Source organism: Microbacterium sp. P5_E9 (assembly GCF_054049175.1).
The window spans coordinates 74,193-92,423 of sequence record NZ_JBFUMV010000008.1 but is presented as its reverse complement, the minus strand read 5'-3'; the positions used below and the strand labels follow the sequence as shown (position 1 = coordinate 92,423).

Sequence of the window (18,231 nt, the reverse complement as noted above, 5' to 3'; positions counted from 1 at the left end):
GCGCATGGAGCCCGTGCAATTCGGCCAGTATCCGCCCGCGCGGCGCACCATCCTCCACCTGAGCGACACCCATCTGCTCGCGGGCAACCGCCCGCTCGGCGGGCGCTACGACACCGCGGCCAACCTCGCCCACACGCTCGAGGCCGTGGAACGACTCGACCTTCGCCCCGACGCCATCGTGTTCACCGGTGACCTCACCGATCTCGGCGAGCCCGAGGCCTATGCGGCCCTGCGCGCGGCGGTCGAGCCCGTCGCAGAACGGCTCGGCGCGCCTGTGGTCTGGGTCGCGGGCAACCACGACGAGCGTCCGGCACTGCGCCGCGACCTGCTCGGGCTCGCACCCACCCAGGAGCCCGTCACCGGCGTGTGGGATCTCGGCGGACTGCGCCTCATCGCGCTCGACACGTCAGTGCCCGGATGGCACCATGGCGACCTCGATGCGGCTCAGCTCGAATGGCTCCGCGACATCCTCTCCACACCGGCTCCTCTCGGCACGCTCCTCGCGCTGCACCATCCGCCGCTGCCGAGCCACGTGCCGCTGTTCGACATCCTCGAGCTGCGCGACCACGGCCGGCTCGCCGAGGCGATCGCCGGCAGCGACGTGCGGGGGATCCTCGCCGGGCACCTGCACTACTCCACCAGCGGCACCTTCGCCGGGGTGCCCGTCAGCGTCGCGGCCGCCACCTGCTACACGATGAACCTCGCGCGACCCGCGGCCTCGGTCAACGGCATGGACGCGGGGCAGTCCTTCCACCTCGTGCATGTCTACGACCACACGATCACGCACTCGGTGGTGCCCGTCGTCGACGCCGCCACCGGCGAGTACTTCTCGCCCGAGTGGGTTGCGCGGATGGCGCGGCTCACGCCACAGGAGCGGCTCGAGGCCTTCTCGCGCAAGCCGGGCGCCTGACGCCTGTACGCGGCGGCGGATGCCGGGAGTCGCGCTGTACGCGTCGGCGAGCCACGGCGCAGTGCGGCGTGGGTAGGCTCGGGACAACCCCTCACACCGCCGTGATCGACCCACAAGGACTTTCCCCATGGCTTTGGACGCGAAGACGCGCACCCGCACCGAGACTGACTCCCTGGGATCCCTCGAGATCCCCGCAGACGCCTATTGGGGCGTCCACACCGCCAGGGCCCTCGAGAATTTCCCGATCTCGAAGCGCCCGATCTCGGTCTACGCAGATCTCGTCAAGGCGCTCGCGATGGTCAAGCAGGCCTCGGCGCGGGCCAATCGCGAGATCGGTGCGCTGGATGCCGAGAAGGCCGATCTGATCGACCGGGCCGCGCAGCTCGTGATCGACGGCGAGTACCACGACCAGTTCGTCGTCGGCGTCGTCCAGGGAGGCGCCGGCACCTCGACGAACATGAACGCGAACGAGGTCATCACCAACATCGCGCTCGAGCTGGCCGGACGCGAGAAGGGCGACTACGCGTTCCTCTCGCCGATCGACCACACCAACCGGAGCCAGTCGACCAACGACGTCTACCCGACGGCCATCAAGGTCGGGCTGGGCCTGGATCTTCTGACGCTCCTGGAAGAGCTCGACCTGCTGCGTCGCGCGTTCCTGGCGAAATCGACGGAGTTCCACGACATCCTCAAGGTCGGCCGCACCCAGCTGCAGGATGCCGTGCCCATGACCCTCGGCCAGGAGTTCCACGGGTTCGCCACGACGCTCGGCGAGGACTACCACCGCCTCAAGGAGAACGCCTACCTCCTCTGTGAGATCAACATGGGCGCGACCGCGATCGGCACCGGGATCACCACGCACCCCGACTACGCGGCGGCCGTGTGCCGGCACCTCCGCGAGATCTCCGGGCTCGACCTCGAGACGGCGACGGACCTCGTCGAGTCGACGAGCGACACCGGTGCGTTCATGTCCTTCTCGGCATCGCTCAAGCGCAACGCGATCAAGCTCTCGAAGATCTGCAACGACCTTCGGCTGCTGTCGTCCGGGCCGCAGGCAGGATTCGGCGAGATCAATCTCCCTGCACGCCAAGCCGGCTCGAGCATCATGCCAGGCAAGGTCAACCCCGTGATCCCCGAGGTGGTCAACCAGGTCGCCTTCGCCGTCGCCGGCGCAGACCTCACCGTGACGATGGCGGTCGAGGGCGGGCAGCTTCAGCTCAACGCCTTCGAGCCGATCATCGCCCACTCGATCTTCCAGTCGATCACGTGGATGCGACGGGCGATGCGGACGCTGCGGATCAATTGCATCTACGGCATCACCGCGAACCGCGAGCGGCTCGGCGCGATGGTCGGGTCGTCGGTGGGTGTCGTCACCGCGCTCACCCCCTTCATCGGCTACGCGGCCTCCGCCGCGCTCGCCAAGACCGCCCTGCTGACCGGACAGAACGTCGCCGACCTCGTCGTCGAGGCCGGCCTCATGTCCCGCGAGGAAGTCGCCAAGCAGCTGTCTCCGGCGCGCCTCTCCGGGCTCGAGGTGATCACCGCGGCGATCCCGATCATGCAGGCGGCCGAGAATCTCGTCGCCGATCCTCCGCGTCCGGTCGCTGCCGACCCGGATCCGGATGACACAGCCGGGGGAGACGACGGCTCCTGACGATCGACGGATGCCGGTGCCCGCGGCCAAACTCAGCTCGGCGTTGACCGGCCCCCGTGGGTTCCTGCGGGCGACCGGTCCATTGTCGGCGCGAGCGGCGTACCGTCGGGGTAGGAGCAGTTCGCGATCAGGAGGCACCCCATGTCGATGAACCCGCCAGGACCAGAGCAGCCCCCGCAGCCGGGCTACCAGCCGCCGCCGAGCTACGGCGCACCCCCGCAGCATGGCTACGCCGGGCAGCCCGCGTATCCCGGGGCCTCCCCATACCCGCCACCCTCGGCCTACCCCTCCGCGCCGCCGCCGACCGGGCAGTACTCAGCGCCACCACCCGCGGCACCGGGCCGCACCCTCGGGATCGTCGCCTTGATCCTGTCTTTCTTCATGTCGCTGGTCGGGCTGATCCTGGGCATCATCGCCCTGGTGCAGAGTCGCAGGGCCGGTCAGAGGAACGGCTTCGCCCTCGCCGCCATCATCATCGGCGCAGTGCTCACCGTGGTGGGCATCATCGTGACCATCGCGATCGTGTCAGCGCTGGGAGCTGCCGCCGCGGAATATGCCCGCCTCTGCGCTGAGTACGGGTCGGGCACGCACACCATCGGCGGGGTCGACATGACGCTCATCTGCCCGTCCGAGTAGCCCGGCGAGCGAGGTCGACGTCGCGGTCAGCCGATGATGCGGCAGTGGGTGGTCAGCGCGCCGATCCCGTCGATCCCGACGGTGACCGTCGACCGGTCGCGCAGGAACACCTGAGGGTCGCGCGAGTAGCCCGCCCCTCCTGGGCTCCCGGTCGAGATGAGCGTGCCCGGCAGGAGGGTGACCGACTTCGACAGGTGCGAGATCAGCGCCGACACCGGACGCACCATCTGGGCGGTCGAGGCATCCTGCATCGTGTGCCCGTCGAGCACGGTCCAGATGTGCAGCTTCTGCGGATCGGGCACCTCGTCGGCGGTGACGACGTAGGGCCCGGTCGGGGTGAACCCGTCGAACGACTTGCAGCGTGACCACTGGGCTTCGGAGTACTGGATGTCGCGCGCGGTGATGTCGTTGACGACGGTGTAGCCCCAGACGTGGTCCAGCGCGTCCTCGGGGGCGACATCCTTCGCGGGCTTGCCGATGATGACGCCGAGCTCCGCCTCGTAGTCGATCGACTCGCTGAGCGAGCGCGGCCAGGTGGTGATCGCGTCGTGGCCGGAGAGCGAGTTCGGCCACAGCGCGAACACGGTCGGGGTCGAGTCGGTCCGAAGACCCAGCTCGCTGGAGTGGGCGGCGTAGTTCAGGCCGATCGCGAGGATCAATGGAGGCGTCAGCAGCACGGAGGCGAACGTGAGGGAGTCGACCGGATGCCGGGGACCTGCGCCGTCCGCGGCCTCCCGCACCCTCTCGAGCAGGGGATCGCCACCGGCGATGAGCTCCTCGAGAACCCGGGGCGCGCCGGGAAACAGGTCCTCGACGATGAGCGCTCCCTCGTCGACGATGAGCGCGAGGCGCGGGTCCTCCGTGCCCGCGGAGGTCACGTGGGCGAAGCGCATGGCTCCACGCTACCGTGGCGCAGATCCCTAGGCTGTGTCGCATGACGCTCCCTGGGTTCGACTCATCCGACCGAGATCGCACGAGTGGTGGGTTCCCCTCATCGCTGGCGCAGCCCTCGTTCGCGCCCACGACGTCGATCGACAGCGCACCGGTCTCGCCCGCCCCGCTTGCGGCGCCGGTGCCGGCGCGATCAGGCCGCAGCGCGCCGGTGTGGATCTTCGGCGTGCTCGTGCTGCTGCTGATCGCCCTCGTCGGCTATTTCCTCACGTTCGTCGGCACGGGCGCCTCGGCGGTCGGCGCGATCCTGGCTCTCGTGCCCCTCACGGTCGTGCTGCTCGCGATTCGGATCATCGATCGCTGGGAGCCCGAGCCGCGCAGCCTCGTGATCTTCGCGATCGCCTGGGGTGCGATCGCCGCGGTCGCGATCGCGCTCGGCGTCGATCTCCTGCTGACGGTGCTGCTCCGCCCGCCCGACACGCAGGCCAACGAGATCTTCGGGGCCGTCGTGCAGGCGCCCATCGTCGAGGAGCTGGGCAAGGGGCTCGGCGTGCTGATCATCTTCGCCGTCGGACGACGAGCGTTCGACGGGCCAATCGACGGCATCGTCTACGGCGCGCTCATCGGCGCCGGGTTCGCGTTCACCGAGAACATCCAGTACTTCGCGACGAGCTACATCGAAGGAGGCGTCGGACAGACCTCGGTGACGTTCTTCATGCGTGGCATCATGTCGCCGTTCGCGCATGTGATGTTCACGAGCGTCACGGGGTTCGCGGTCGGCCTGGCCGCGCGACGGGGGGCCACGACAGCGCAGGCCGTCGGGCCCTGGATGATCGGGCTCGCGGGAGCGATCGCCCTGCACGCCTTCTGGAACGCATCCGCCGTGTTCAGCGACTTCTTCACGCTGTATCTCCTCGCTCAGATCCCGCTCTTCATCGTGTTCATCCTGGGTGTGCTCGCATTGCGCCGCGAAGAGTCCAGGCTCACCCGCACGCGCCTCGGGGAGTTCGCCACCGCGGGGTGGTTCACCCCGCAGGAGGTGGACATGCTCGCCACTCCCGCAGGCCGCCGCACCGGCCTGCGCTGGGCGAAGACCCTCCGCGGCGACCGCACCGCGATCATGAAGGGGTTCATCCTCGATGCCACCGCCCTCGCGATGGCCCGACAGCGCGAGATCACCGGCCGCGACCCGGCCGCGATCCACGACGAGTCGGCGCTGCTCGAGCGCACGGCCGCCGCGCGGGCGGCGCTGCTCGCGCCGTGAGGAGGCTGCCGCATCAACGCGGGGCTTCGCTCCGCATTGATCCGACTCGCGGCAAAACTCAGCGCTCGGTGTCGCGGCGATGCCTGCGAAACTGCCGAGCGCTGAGTTGGTCTGACCCCAGCGTGTCAAACCCCCACTCCAGCGTCAACCCCTGGGGCAGGGAGGTGCTCGCGTTGCACCGATCCTTCTCGTCGGGTTGGATGGATGCATGACTGATGACCGCACCAAGCCCGAGATCGACGCCCCCGAGGGGCCCGCTCCCACCGACCTCGTCATCCGCGATCTCATCGTGGGCGACGGCGCCGAGGCGAAGCCCGGCGACACCGTGACCGTGCACTACGCCGGCGTCGAGTACGAGACAGGCGAGGAGTTCGACTCTTCGTGGAACCGCGGCGAGAGCATCCAGTTCCCGCTGCGCGGCCTCATCCAGGGCTGGCAGGACGGCATCCCCGGTATGAAGACCGGCGGTCGTCGCGAACTGACCATCCCGCCGAACCTCGCCTACGGCCCCGCCGGCGGCCACTTCCTCGGCGGCAAGACCCTGATCTTCGTGATCGACCTCATCTCGGTCGGCTGACCCACCTTCTTCTCGACGAGGGACGGATGCTGCGGCATCCGTCCCTCGTTCTCATTTGCGCGCGGGCCGGCGAACCCGACGAAGAAACTTTATATTCACCGGAATAGATCGGTTGGATGCCGCCTTACCCCTTTCAGAGAGTTCGTCGGCCCCGCGACGGATCGAGACGGAGGAAGACCATGACCGACACCACCACGATCGACGTTCCCGGCTACAAGGCGGGCACCTGGGTGCTCGACCCCGCCCACAGCGAGGTCCGCTTCAGCGTCCGCCACATGATGATCTCGAAGGTGCGCGGCACGTTCGGGATGAAGAGCGCGACACTGATCGCCCCGGAGAACCCGCTCGACGCGAAGGTGGAGGCGAGTGTCGACGTCACGTCGCTCGACTCGAAGGACGCCGGCCGCGACGCCCACCTGCTGTCGCCCGACTTCTTCGATGTCGAGAACCACCCGACGATCGAATTCGTCTCGACCGGTGCTCACGTCAAGGGCGACGAGTTCTTCGTGGATGGCGACCTCACGATCCGCGGCATCACCAAGCCGGTCTCGTTCGACTTCGAGTTCGGCGGCTTCGGCACCGACCCGTGGGGCAACTACAAGGCCGGTGCGACGGCGACGACGGTCATCAACCGCGAGGACTTCGGTCTGACGTGGAACGCCGCGCTCGAGACCGGCGGCGTGCTCGTCGGCAAGGACATCACGATCACGCTCGACCTGCAGGGCGCCCTGCAGCAGGACTAGTCGCGAACGGGGGCGGGTGCGTCGGAGCTCGGTTCGAGCGCCGGGGCACCCGCCCTTTCGCGATTGCGCCGAGGGAGTCGCAGCCGGTTCTGCGCGAGCAGGATGCCGAGGAAGACGACCAGCGCTCCCACCGGCTCGTTCCAGCTGACGGTCTCGCCCAGCACCACGACCCCGAGCACGACGCCCACGATAGGCGTGATGTAGGTGACGGTCGATGCTCGGGTGGGTCCCCAAGCGCGCACCGTGGTCTGGTTCCAGATGTAGGCGACGCCCGTGCCGAGGCATCCGAGCAGCAGCACGCTGCCGATGATCCAGGGGTCGAGGGTGACCGCGGATGCCGCGACCAGCGGCGTCAGCGCGAGCATGATGACTGCCCCGATGCCAATGTTCAGGAACGAGAACATGAGCGCCGTCATGCCCGTGTTCGAGACGAACTTGCGCATGTAGGCGAGGCTGAAGCCGTAGCAGGCGGTCGCGCCGAGGATCGCGAACTGGGCGACCAGGCTCTGGCTGAGGTCCAGTCCCTGCCAGGGCGCGATGATCACCACGACGCCGAGGATTCCCAGGACGATGCCGGCGATCTGCAGCGCCCTGAGGCGCTCGACGCGGAACAGGACGGCCGCCATCACCGCCGTCATGATCGGCGTGGTCGCGTTGAAGATGCTCGCGAGGCCCGAGGTGACGTGCTGCTGCGCCCACGAGAACAGCAGGAACGGTGCGACGCAGAACGACACCGCGAGGACCGTCATGTGCAGCCAGATCCTGATGTTCCGGGGCAGCCGGTCGCGTCGCACCGCGACGAAGAGTCCCAGCGTCAGCGCCCCGAGAACCAGGCGCGACCAGGCGACCTGGCCGGGGGTGAGGCCGACGAGAGCGACCTTCATGAACAGGAAGCTCGAGCCCCAGATGATGCCGGTGAGGACGAACTGGACGGTGACCGAAGCGCCGGACAGCCCGCGCGAGTTCGCCACCGACCCGCTCGAGGCGGTGGTCGCGGCGCTGGCGGAGGGGGCTTCGGTCGGCACCTGGCGACTCTAGCCCGGGCACAAGGCTGCGGGATCCGCCCGGGAATGCGTCGTCCGAAATCCGCCGATGCGCGGCGGTCCCGCTACGTCCGGGGCGGCTTCTCGGAGGCGGTGCTACGGAACCGGATGTTCGGCGTCGTACTCGCGGAAGCGCGGGCTTCGACGCACGAGCAGGGCCACGAGTCCGATGATCGCGAAGCCGCCGAGCAGCGGCGGGAACCACAGCGTCGTGACGGCGGCGAGAGCGCCCGCGTAGAGCGCGCCGATGCGCGGACCGCCTGTCACCACGACGACGAAGATGCCCTGGAGCCGGCCGCGGATCGCGTCGGGCACGGCCGCCTGCATCATGGTCGACCGGTAGATCGCGCTGACGTTGTCGGCGCCGCCCGCGACGACCAGGAAGAGTGACGCGATGACGATGAGCGCGAGGTTCGCGTGGGTCGCATCCACGGTCTCGGGGGCGAACACGCCGAACGCCGCCGCGAGCAGCACCAGGCCGAACCCGGCGATCGATCCGCCGTACACCTGGATCGCGCGCTCGATGCCGAGCCCCTGCTGACGCACCCGGCCGATCGGGCCCGAGAACAGGCTCGAGAAGAACGCGCCGATGGCGAAGGCTGCGGTGAGGGCGCCGGTGGTGATCGGCCCGCCGCCGAGCAGCAGCGCACCGATCGCGGGGAACAGCGCGATCGGCTGGCCGAAGGTCATCGCGGTGATGTCGAGGATGTACTGCAGGCGGATGTTCGACGCCCGCTTCAGGAACTGCCACCCGTCGCGCAGCGCCTCGAGCCCCGGGCGCACGAGTTCGCCCTCTGGGCGGATGCTCGGCAGCGTCCAGAGCCCGAGGAAGAGCGACAGCATGAGGACGACGTCGATCGTGTAGGTCCACGCGTAGCCGGTGAACGCCACGAGGACCCCCGCGAGGGCGGGGCCAGCCGTGACCATGATCCCCACCGTGATGCCGTGCAGGGCGGCGGCGGCGGGGAGGAGGTCGCGGGGGAGCAGGCGCGGCGTGATCGCCTCCTTCGTGGCCATCACGATCGAGTTGGCCGCCGAGATGACGACACTCAGGACGTAGAGCCACCACACCGTCTCGACGTGCGCCCAGGCGAGGAACGCCAGCGCCGTCGTCGCCGCGAAGGTCACGCTGGCGGCGAGCAGGGCGACGATCCGCCGGTCGAAGGCATCCGCCAGCATCCCGCCGTACAGACCCGCGACGATCATCGGCAAGAGCCCCGCCACCGCGATCATCGCGACGGCGAACGTGTCCTGGGTGAGGTCGTAGACGTGCAGCATGACCGCGACCGCGGTGAGCTGGCCGCCGAGCCCGGACAGGGTCGACCCGATCCAGAGGCGTGCGAACGGCGGGCTCGTGGTGAGGGGCCGCAGATCGATGAAGTGGTCGCGGCGCAGGCCTGGCCTTCTCGGCGGATCCCGTCGCTCGGTCACGACGCGGGCGGGTGGTGTCGAGGCATCCTCCGAGCCTATCCGCGGCGGGAACCGGGGCGATTCGTCCCTGAAGATCCCGCCTGGTAGACTCTTGAGGTTGCCGTTTGATCGGCCGCGGATAAACAGAGCTCACGCATCAGGCGTCGGGCGCCGCGCAATGACCAGGAAGGGGATCCCATCTATGCCACTCGAGTCTGACGCCAAGAAGGCGATCATCGAAGAGTACGCGACGCACCCCGGTGACACCGGATCCCCCGAGGTGCAGGTCGCGATGCTGACGCAGCGCATCAAGGACCTCACAGAGCACCTGAAGGAGCACAAGCACGACCACCACTCACGTCGTGGTCTGTTCCTCATGGTCGGTCAGCGCCGCCGTCTGCTCGGCTACCTCCAGGACATCGACATCGCGCGCTACCGCTCGCTGATCGAGCGCCTGGGGCTCCGCCGCTAGTCATCGACTAGTCGCAGCCAGCGCACAATCGCTTTCTTGAAAGGCCGTCCACGGTGTGGGCGGCCTTTCGCTTTGCAATCAGACGGATGATCTCGATACAGCCGCTTCGCGGCCACTCGAACCGGCGGCCGCTTCCGTCCGCGCCGCGACCAGGTCGGCGTGGTGGATCTCGGCGACATCGGGGTGCGCGCGCAGGCGTGACTTCAAGGCGTTCTCGCCATAGAGCGCGTGGATCGGGTTGGCTGGATCCTGGGTGACTCCGCGCGCCTCCGCTGCGAGCTCTGCGGGCAGCTCGATCAGCGGCAGCCGCTTGTCGAGCGCGGGGTTGAAGAAGAACGGCACCGAGATGCGGTCGTCGGGGTAGCGGGGCGAGATCACCCGGTGCTTCGTCGCGATGAGGTAGCCGCCCGTCGCGTACTCGAGCAACTCGCCGATGTTGACGACGAACGCGCCGGCCACCGAGGGAGCGTCGATCCATTCGCCGTCGTGCTCGACCTGCAGCCCGCCCTTGCCGGGCTCGACCCACAGGAGCGTCAGCACGCCGGAGTCCTTGTGGGCGCCGACGCCCTGCTGGGGTGTCGGGTCCTCCTTGCCGGGGTACCGGACGATCTTGATGAGGGTGGAGGGCTCGCCGAAGTGCTCGTCGAAGTAGCTCTCCGGCGCCCCGAGTGCGAGCGCCCACGCGCGCAGCAGCTTGCGCGCCACCCCGGAGAGGTGGTCGTGCCACTGCGAGACGACGTCGCGCAGTTCGGGCTGGGCCGCCGGCCACAGGTTCGGTCCGATCAGGCGCGAGAAGTCCGGTGCGTCCGGATCGACGATGGCCTCGCGCTCCGGGCCGATGTCGATCTGCTCGCGCCAGTCGACCTTGCCCTGGGTGCGCTCGCCGCCGACGCGCGTGTACCCGCGGAAGTGCGGGCTCTTGACGTTCTCGATCGCGAGCTTGTCTTCCTCGGGGAGGGCGAAGAAGTCGCGCGCCGCCTGGTGCAGGCGCGCCTCCAGCTCAGGCGTCACCCCGGTGCCGGTGAGGTAGAAGAATCCCACGTCGTGGGTCGCGGCGCGCAGGTCATCGCGGAAACGAGCGGCGTCCTCCGGCCCGGCGTCGAGCTGGGAGAGATCGAGGATCGGCAGGTTCAGATCGGCCATGAAGGCGACGATAAGCGGATGCCGCGGCATCCGCTCGAATATTGCCGACCGTTACCTCTTCGCGGAGGCTGCGTCCAAGGATTGGACAGGTCGCGAAGTGCTGGGTACCGTGTTCAGGTAAGCCTTACCTCACTACCTCGATAGGACCGACGTGCTCGCGACCTTTCTCATCGGCCTTCGCGAGGGTCTCGAAGCCGCACTGGTGGTCGGCATCCTGGTCGCGTATGTGACGCGCATGGGCCGGCGCGATGTGCTTCCCCGGCTGTGGATGGGGGTCGGCCTGGCCGTGGCCCTGTCGCTCGGCATCGGCGCCGTCCTGACCTTCGGCACCTACACGCTGACCTTCGAAGCGCAGGAGCTGATCGGCGGGATCCTGTCGCTCGTCACCGTCGCCCTCGTCACCTGGATGATCTTCTGGATGCAGAAGACCGCCCGCTCGATGAAGGCGACGCTCGAGAACGGCGTGGACCGCGCACTCGCCTCGAGCGGACTGTGGGCGGTCGTCTTCATCGGCTTCATCTCCGTCGCCCGGGAGGGCATCGAGACGACCCTGCTGCTGTGGTCGATGGTGCAGTCGTTCGGCACCACGCCCGCGACGCTGCTCGGCGCGCTCCTCGGCCTCGTCGCTGCGGTCGGCTTGGGCTGGCTCCTCGCGAAGGGCATGCTGCGCATCAACCTGCGGGTCTTCTTCGGGGCGACCGGCGCGTTCCTCGTCGTCGTCGCGGCAGGCGTCCTCGCGTACGCGATCCTCGATCTGCAGGAGGCCGGCGCGCTCCCAGGGCCGTTCACCGAGGCCGCGCCGATCGATCCCGTCACCGGCGCCGTCGCCGTCGGGCTGGGCGCCTTCCCGTTCGGCTGGGCGTTCGACGTGAGCGGGGCCATCGCGCCCGGCGGCCCGCTCGCCGTGATCCTGCAGTCGATCGTCGGCTTCATGCCCAAGATGTCCTGGCTGCAGGTGACCGCCTGGGTGCTCTACGTCGCGATCGTCGGATCGCTCTTCGTCCGTGGCTTGCGCGCCCCAGGCCGCGCCGCGCGCCGGGCCGCGGCATCCGCCCCCGTCGCGTCTCAGGCGGCCGCGTCTGGAACCCCAACCACCCCCGTTCTCGAATCGTCCGCTGCCGGTCGGCCCTCCGCGTCGCCCGCCACCACTCCCCGGCAAGGAGCCGCATGACCCTGCACCGCCCCCTCGGAATCCTCGTCGCGGTCGGAGCTGCAGCCCTCGTGCTGTCGGGCTGCGTCGCGAAGAGCGATGTCGCGGCCGCCGATGCCCTCCAGGTGACATCGACAGCCTCGGCCTGCGCGGTTTCGGCCGCGAGCGCGACCAGCGGCACGCTGACCTTCGACATCGAGAACGCGGGCCAGGAGGTGTCGGAGTTCTACCTCCTCGCCGAGGATGGCCTCCGCATCGTCGGCGAAGCGGAGAACATCGCACCCGGCGCGTCGCGCACCCTTTCGGTCGTGGCCCAGCCCGGCAGCTATTACACGGTCTGCAAGCCCGGCATGGTCGGCGAGGGAGTCGGCAGGACCGGCTTCACCGTGAGCGGAGAGCGCGTCGAGGCGACCGGAGATGCCGCTGAGCAGCACCAGCAGGCGGTCGACCTCTACGCGGCGTTCGTGAAGGAGCAGGTCGAGCAGCTCGTGCCCGCGGTCGACACGTTCACCGCCGCCTACGAGTCGGGCGATGACGAGTCCGCCCGCACCCAGTTCCCGAATGTGCGCGCCTACTACGAGCGCATCGAGCCCATCGCCGAGTCGCTCGGCGACCTCGACCCGAAGATCGACTTCCGCGAAGTCGACGCCGTCGCCGACGGACTCGACTGGACCGGCTTCCACCGGATCGAGAAGGATTTGTGGGTGCCGGCCGAAGCCGCGCTGAATGCAGACGGCGCGCCAGCCTGGCAGGACTGGGCGCCCTCGACTCCTGAGGAACGCGCCGCATACGGCGACCAGCTCGTCGCCGATGTCCAGGAGCTGAACGACTACGTGCATTCCGCCGAGTTCCAGGCGGCCCTCGAGTCGCAGGGTGCCGCGGGCCTCAGCAACGGCGCGATCGCCCTGCTCGACGAGGTCGCGACCGGAAAGATCAGCGGCGAAGAGGACTGGTGGTCGGGCACCGACCTCTGGGACTTCGCCGCCAACGTCGAAGGCTCGAAGATGGCGTTCTCGCTCGTGCGGGACCTCGCCGAGTCGAAGGGCGACGACGGAGCGGCGCTGGTCGACGACATCGACGCCGGCTACGCGGCACTGGAGGCCTCCCTCGCCACCCACGGAACGCTCGCGGAGGGATTCGTCTCCTACGGCGAACTCACCGAGGCGGACAAGCGCGAGCTCACCGACCTGATCAACGCGCTCGCCGAGCCGCTGTCGCAGCTGACCGCCACGGTGCTCGCCTAGCGTGTCCGACAGCCGCCAGCCCGCTGAGCTGCCGCCGGGGGGCGACCTCCCGGCGGTGCCTGTCGCGCCCGAGCCGGGGGTGAGTCGCCGCGGTCTGCTCGGCCTCGCTGTGGGCGCCGGTGCCGCAGGCCTCGTCGCCGGGGCTGCCGGCGGTTTCGCAGCGGGTGTCGGCGCCGGGCGGGCGGCGGAGCGGCAGACCGCGACATCCGCGTACGACTTCTTCGGCGCCCATCAGGCGGGGATCACGACGCCCGTCCAGGAGCATCTGCACTTCGCATCCTTCGACATGATGGCGCGCACGAATCGCGACGACCTGATCTCGCTCCTGCAGGACTGGTCGTATGCCGCGGCGCGCATGACTCAGGGACTGGAGGTCAGCGCGACCGGTGCGGTCGGCGGATCGCCCGAAGCGCCACCGGACGACACCGGTGAGGCGCAGGGCCTGACGGCCGCCGCGTTGACCATCACGATCGGATTCGGTCCCACCCTGTTCGTGTCCGAGTCCGGCGAAGACCGCTACGGCATCGCCGCCCGCCGGCCGCAGGGGCTCGAAGGACTCCCGCCCTTCCTGGGAGACGACCTCGACCCTGAGGCGAGCGGTGGCGATCTGTGCATCCAGGCCTGCGCCGACGATCCCCAGGTCGCTGTGCACGCCATCCGCAACCTCAGCCGCATCGCGTTCGGGCGGGCGAAGCTGCGCTGGTCGCAGCTCGGGTACGGCCGCACGTCCAAGACGACGTCCGACCAGCAGACCCCGCGCAACCTGTTCGGGTACAAGGACGGCACCGCCAACATCCTCGCCGACGACACCGCAGCCTTGAAGGCGCACGTCTGGGTCGCGGCATCCGACTCTCCCGACTGGATGGCGGGCGGGTCGTACCTCGTCGCCCGCAAGATCGCGATGCTCATCGAGACCTGGGACCGGGTGCGTCTCTCGGAGCAGGACCGCATCATCGGCCGGGCGAAGGGGACGGGCGCACCGCTGTCCGGCGGCGGCGAGTACACCGAACCCGATTTCGCGGAGAAGCATGCCGCGGGCGCGCCCAAGATCGACGTGGCCAGCCACGTCCGGCTCGCGCATCACGAGTTCAACGACGGCGTCCGCATCCTCCGGCGCGGCTACAACTTCGTCGACGGCAACAACGATCTCGGACGACTCGATGCCGGGCTCTTCTTCCTCTCCTACCAGCGTTCGCCCGAGCAGTTCGTCACGCTGCAGCGCTCGCTGTCGACCGACCTCATGCTCGAGTACGTGCGCCACGTCGGGTCCGGGATCTGGGCCGTGCCCCCGGGCGCCACGGCCGGCTCGTATCTCGGGGCGGCGCTGTTCGCCTGATCGGCCCACCACCGCCGCCGCGCGGAGTCAGCCGTTCTGCCGCGGATCAGGGTGCAGGGCCCGCGGCGCTTCGCGCGGCCTGCGCGACCCGGTGGGATCGCTGCGGTGCCCTTCGCGCCCGGCGAGCGTGGCATCGCCGAACAGCCACTTCGGTCGAGGCTCGACCAGCGGGCGGAACAGGCGGCGAACGGGCCTCGTGGCGAGCCCCAGCGCGATCAGCACTGCGGCGACCACCACGATCGGCAGCCACAGCCAGGTGGGCTCGAGGCGGCTGAGCACCCCCGACTCCCGGAACGGGTAGAGCACGAACGAGTGCAGCAGGTAGACGTACATCGTGTACTGGCCGAAGTGCGTCCACCAGTGCGTGCGGCGGGGGATGAGGGCGAAGAAGGCGGTGGACAGGATCACCGCGACGGCGATGAGCCCGAGTCGCACCCCGCCCGCCCACCACTGCGTGGCGCCGATGGACGAGTAGTTCTCGTCGTAGAAGAGCCATTCGCGCAGATTCAGGGCACGCCAGGTGTCGATGAAGAACCACGCCGCCCAGCCTGCGGCGACGAAGATGCCGACAGCCGCGACCGGCACCCACCAGCTGCGCCGCCGAAGGAGGGCGAGGCGATCGACGATGTCGTGCTCGCTGAGCCACCATCCGAAGGTGAAGAACGGCAGCAGCCCGAGGGTGCGCGACAGCGACAGCGTGGAATCGATGTTGGGCAGGTAGCCCACCCAGATCGAGATCACGATCGTCCACAGCAGCGGCCAGCGCAGCAGTGCGAGGTAGGGGAGCACGAGCCGGAACAGTCCGAGGGCGAGCAGGAACCACAGGGTCCACGACGGCTCGGTCAGGTTCGGGTTCGCCTGGCCCTCCACGAGCCATTTCGTCAGGGTCCACAGCGCCTCGAAGATCACGTAGGGCACGAGGATGTCGGTGATCACACGGGCCATCTGCCGCCGCGTCGGCGGACCGCCCTTCGAGAAATATCCCGAGATGATCGCGAACGCCGGCATGTGGAAGGCGTAGATCACGAGGTAGAGGCCGAGGGCGATGTCGGAATCGTGGGTCAGGCGCTGGAGCGAGTGCCCGAGGACGACCAGGACGATGCAGGCGAAGCGGGCGTTGTCCCAGAACGGCACCCGGCGGCGGACTCGCGGCGCGCCGGCGCCCCCGGCCGCAGGCGCGCCGGGAGCCGGGGATGCCGCAGCGGCGGCCGTGCTCGGTGGTTCGGTCATGACGCGAGGCCACCATATCCTGGGGTCTCGGCCGGTCGCTCCCCGGTTGACACGAGCATTGCGCGATGAGGCGTCCGCTCCCGAGCGGGTGGCGCGCCGGAAGAGGAGACTCCATGCCTGACGCCCCCCTTGCGGCGATCCCGACCACGATCTCGACCGGCGCACTGCGCGGAGCTCGCGAAGACGGCATCGACCGCTATCTCGGCATCCCGTACGCGGCGCCGCCGTTCGGTGACCAGCGGTTCCGGGCTCCCGCGCCGCCCACGGCGTGGACGGGGGTGCGCGACGCGACATCGTTCGGGCCGACCGCGCCGCAGACGCCGTACCAGGGCGGCATGGACAAGTACCTCGCGACGGTGGAGGTGCCCGGCGACGACATCCTGACCGTGAACGTGTGGGCGCCCGCGGACCGGAACCCGGATGCCGCGCTTCCGGTGCTCGTCTTCGTCCACGGCGGCGCGCTCACGCGCGGGTCGGCGGCGCTGCCGACATACGACGGCGCCACGTTCGCCCGGCACGGGATCGTGTTCGTCACCCTGCAGTACCGGCTCGGCCAGGAAGGATTCGYGGTGCTCGAGGACGTGCCGCAGAACCTCGGCGTCCTGGACCAGCAGGCGGCGCTGCGCTGGGTGCGGCGCGAGATCCACGCGTTCGGCGGCGACCCGGCCCGGGTGACGGTGATGGGGCAGTCGGCGGGCGCCAACACGCTCACCGCGCTGCTCGCGCTGCCGCACGCGGCCGAGCTGTTCGATCAGGCCATCCTGCAGAGCGGACCGCTGCAGGCTCAGCCCGCGAAGAAGGCCGGGCGCATGACGCGGGAGATCGCGAAGCGCCGGCGCGTCGCCGCCACGCGGTCCGGGTTCGAGGCAGTGACGCCGGCCGAGCTCGCCGCGACGCAGACGGCAGTCGGGGCGGGCGGGTCTCCGCTGGGCGGCGGCCCGGGCGTCGCGCTGGTCATCGGGGGAGAGGCGGTGCCCGAGGATCCACTCGGCGCACTGCTCGCCGGCGCGGGGCGCGGCATCCCTGTCCTCATCGGAACGACCAGCGAGGAGTACCGGCTGTGGCTCGCCCCGAACGGTGCGCTGGACCGGATCAGCTGGACGACGGTCGCGGTCGCCCGCATGTCGGCGCGGGTCCCGCGGCGGATCGTGCGCGCGCACCGCGCGCGCCGCCCGGAGGCGCTGCCGGGCGAGGTGCTCGGCGAGATCGTCTCGGACATGCTGCTGCGCGGTCCTGCCACGAGATTCGCGGACAGCCGTGCGGATGCCGCAGCCCCCACGTTCGTCTACGAGTTCCGCTGGCAGAGCCCGGTCGACGGCCTCGGTGCGGCACACGCGATGGAGCTCGGCTTCGTCTTCGATCGCCTCGAGACTCCGGATGCGGTCGCTCTCGGTGGAACCGATGCTCCGGTGGCGCTCGCCGAGGTGATGCACCGGGCATGGGTGTCGTTCGTCGTCGACGGCGATCCGGGGTGGGAGCGATGGTCGGCGCGCCGACCCGTGCAGGTCTTCGACGCCGACGGCGGCCACATCGAGGACGCCCCGCGTGCGGATGAGCTCGCCGGGCTCCCCACCCGATAGTCTCAGGCGCGCTATGACTGCGCTCGACGATGCCTCCCAGCGAGATCGCGCGATCGTCGACATCGACTGGCACGTCTTTCCCCCCGGGACCCACCACGACGTGTTCGCGGCGCGCAGCGGCGGGCTGGCCCGGGTCCGTCTCGGCGACCCGGATGCGCCGCGCGTCGTACTGGTCTCGGGCGTCGCAGGCTCGAAGGAGGACTTCATCCTCCTCTTCCCGCTGTTCGCCGCCGCGGGCTACCTCGTCGAGTCGTATGACATCGCCGGGCACTGGGAATCCGTCGCGGCGGGCCCCCAGCACCTCGATCCACCGCGCGAGCAGTACGACTATCGCCTGTTCATCGACGATCTCATCGCGATCCTCGAGGACGGGCGCGGCCCCGCCCATGTCCTCGGCTACAGCTTCGCGGGGCTCGTCGCCGAGTTGGCGATGGTCGAGCGCCCAGACCTGTTCGCCAGCCTGACCCTCATGGCCGCTCCGCCGGCGACGGGCCAGGTGTTCCGCGGGGTGAAGCACATCGGGCCGATCTCCGACATGCCGCCGCATCGTGCCGCGGGGCTCATCCTGTGGGGGATCCGGTACAACCTCAACCGCACGCCGCCGATGCGGATCGCGTTCGTGCGGGAGCGCATGGCCGTCACCGGGCGCCCGGTGATCGACGACATCGTGGAGCTCATGATGACGATGCCCGACATCGCCGATGCGGTCGCCGCGATCGACATCCCGAAGTTCATCGCCGTGGGCGAGCAGGATCTGTGGCCGGAGGAGCAGCACCGCTCGTGGGCCGAGCGCATCGGCGCGAGCGTCGCGGTGTACCCGACGGGTCACGCACCGTGCGAGACGGCGCCGCACCAGCTCGTGCGGGACATGCTCGCGGTGTTCGCCGAGTCCTGAGCGCTGACCTGGGCGCACCCGATGCGCATGACGAATGACTGCCTGCCCTCTTG

General features: G+C 69.5%; 17 protein-coding genes. 12 read left to right on the top strand and 5 right to left on the bottom strand.

Annotated features, from left to right (window positions below):
* The first annotated feature begins 4 nt into the window (after window positions 1-4).
* The 3 genes from ACXJ3V_RS12060 (at window position 5) to ACXJ3V_RS12050 (ending at window position 3,200) form a co-directional block, all read left to right on the top strand.
* Entirely contained in the window at window positions 5-910 is a 906-nt protein-coding gene (locus ACXJ3V_RS12060) for a phosphodiesterase (RefSeq protein ID WP_457100549.1), read from the top strand.
* Window positions 911-1,037: 127 nt separating this feature from the next.
* On the top strand, window positions 1,038-2,564 hold the full coding sequence (locus ACXJ3V_RS12055; protein WP_457100548.1) for an aspartate ammonia-lyase: 1,527 nt from the start codon (window positions 1,038-1,040) through the stop codon (window positions 2,562-2,564).
* A gap of 141 nt (window positions 2,565-2,705) precedes the next feature.
* The gene (locus ACXJ3V_RS12050) at window positions 2,706-3,200 is read left to right on the top strand and encodes a DUF4190 domain-containing protein (protein WP_457100547.1); all 495 of its coding nucleotides are present in this window, start codon (window positions 2,706-2,708) and stop codon (window positions 3,198-3,200) included.
* A 26-nt stretch (window positions 3,201-3,226) separates the two neighbouring features.
* Here the strand turns inward: ACXJ3V_RS12050 and ACXJ3V_RS12045 are convergent, their stop codons facing one another.
* Entirely contained in the window at window positions 3,227-4,093 is an 867-nt protein-coding gene (locus tag ACXJ3V_RS12045; RefSeq protein WP_457100546.1) for a fumarylacetoacetate hydrolase family protein, read from the bottom strand.
* A 41-nt stretch (window positions 4,094-4,134) separates the two neighbouring features.
* Here ACXJ3V_RS12045 and ACXJ3V_RS12040 point away from each other — a divergent pair, with 41 nt between their 5' ends.
* From ACXJ3V_RS12040 to ACXJ3V_RS12030, 3 genes are all read left to right on the top strand, one after another.
* On the top strand, window positions 4,135-5,355 hold the full coding sequence (locus tag ACXJ3V_RS12040) for a PrsW family intramembrane metalloprotease (RefSeq protein ID WP_457100545.1): 1,221 nt from the start codon (window positions 4,135-4,137) through the stop codon (window positions 5,353-5,355).
* Between the two features lie 208 nt (window positions 5,356-5,563).
* Window positions 5,564-5,932, top strand: coding sequence for an FKBP-type peptidyl-prolyl cis-trans isomerase (locus ACXJ3V_RS12035; RefSeq protein WP_457100544.1), 369 nt, complete (start codon window positions 5,564-5,566; stop codon window positions 5,930-5,932).
* A gap of 179 nt (window positions 5,933-6,111) precedes the next feature.
* On the top strand, window positions 6,112-6,675 hold the full coding sequence (locus ACXJ3V_RS12030; RefSeq protein WP_457100543.1) for a YceI family protein: 564 nt from the start codon (window positions 6,112-6,114) through the stop codon (window positions 6,673-6,675).
* Here ACXJ3V_RS12030 and ACXJ3V_RS12025 read toward each other — a convergent pair.
* Together ACXJ3V_RS12025 and ACXJ3V_RS12020 are read right to left on the bottom strand one after the other, a co-directional pair.
* Window positions 6,672-7,700 (bottom strand): DMT family transporter, encoded by a 1,029-nt coding sequence (locus ACXJ3V_RS12025; RefSeq protein ID WP_457100542.1) that lies wholly within the window; start codon window positions 7,698-7,700, stop codon window positions 6,672-6,674. The two genes, ACXJ3V_RS12030 and ACXJ3V_RS12025, sit on opposite strands and share 4 nt — an antisense overlap.
* 114 nt (window positions 7,701-7,814) lie before the next feature.
* Window positions 7,815-9,149, bottom strand: coding sequence for an MFS transporter (locus ACXJ3V_RS12020; RefSeq protein ID WP_457100541.1), 1,335 nt, complete (start codon window positions 9,147-9,149; stop codon window positions 7,815-7,817).
* 181 nt (window positions 9,150-9,330) lie between these two features.
* Here ACXJ3V_RS12020 and rpsO point away from each other — a divergent pair, with 181 nt between their 5' ends.
* A complete protein-coding gene (gene rpsO, locus ACXJ3V_RS12015) occupies window positions 9,331-9,600 on the top strand; it encodes a 30S ribosomal protein S15 (RefSeq protein WP_019180606.1) in 270 nt (89 codons plus the stop codon).
* A gap of 78 nt (window positions 9,601-9,678) precedes the next feature.
* Here rpsO and ACXJ3V_RS12010 read toward each other — a convergent pair whose 3' ends face one another.
* Window positions 9,679-10,743: an isopenicillin N synthase family dioxygenase gene (locus ACXJ3V_RS12010; RefSeq protein ID WP_457100540.1), complete on the bottom strand. Its 1,065-nt coding sequence runs from the start codon at window positions 10,741-10,743 to the stop codon at window positions 9,679-9,681.
* Window positions 10,744-10,894: 151 nt separating this feature from the next.
* On the opposite strand from ACXJ3V_RS12010, the gene efeU reads away from it, so the two are divergent.
* The 3 genes from efeU to efeB are packed head-to-tail and all read left to right on the top strand — an operon-like array spanning window position 10,895 to window position 14,473.
* The gene (gene efeU / locus ACXJ3V_RS12005; RefSeq protein WP_457100539.1) at window positions 10,895-11,914 is read left to right on the top strand and encodes an iron uptake transporter permease EfeU; all 1,020 of its coding nucleotides are present in this window, start codon (window positions 10,895-10,897) and stop codon (window positions 11,912-11,914) included.
* A complete protein-coding gene (gene efeO / locus ACXJ3V_RS12000) occupies window positions 11,911-13,137 on the top strand; it encodes an iron uptake system protein EfeO (protein ID WP_457100538.1) in 1,227 nt (408 codons plus the stop codon). Before efeU ends, efeO begins: the two co-directional genes overlap by 4 nt.
* A 1-nt stretch (window position 13,138) precedes the next feature.
* The gene (gene efeB, locus ACXJ3V_RS11995) at window positions 13,139-14,473 is read left to right on the top strand and encodes an iron uptake transporter deferrochelatase/peroxidase subunit (protein WP_457100537.1); all 1,335 of its coding nucleotides are present in this window, start codon (window positions 13,139-13,141) and stop codon (window positions 14,471-14,473) included.
* Window positions 14,474-14,500: 27 nt separating this feature from the next.
* Here efeB and ACXJ3V_RS11990 read toward each other — a convergent pair whose 3' ends face one another.
* Window positions 14,501-15,703, bottom strand: coding sequence for an acyltransferase family protein (locus tag ACXJ3V_RS11990; RefSeq protein ID WP_457100536.1), 1,203 nt, complete (start codon window positions 15,701-15,703; stop codon window positions 14,501-14,503).
* A gap of 113 nt (window positions 15,704-15,816) precedes the next feature.
* Here ACXJ3V_RS11990 and ACXJ3V_RS11985 point away from each other — a divergent pair, with 113 nt between their 5' ends.
* A complete protein-coding gene (locus tag ACXJ3V_RS11985) occupies window positions 15,817-17,283 on the top strand; it encodes a carboxylesterase/lipase family protein (protein WP_457100535.1) in 1,467 nt (488 codons plus the stop codon).
* Window positions 17,284-17,296: 13 nt separating this feature from the next.
* The gene (locus ACXJ3V_RS11980; RefSeq protein WP_457100534.1) at window positions 17,297-18,178 is read left to right on the top strand and encodes an alpha/beta fold hydrolase; all 882 of its coding nucleotides are present in this window, start codon (window positions 17,297-17,299) and stop codon (window positions 18,176-18,178) included.
* The last annotated feature ends 53 nt before the right edge of the window (window positions 18,179-18,231 follow it).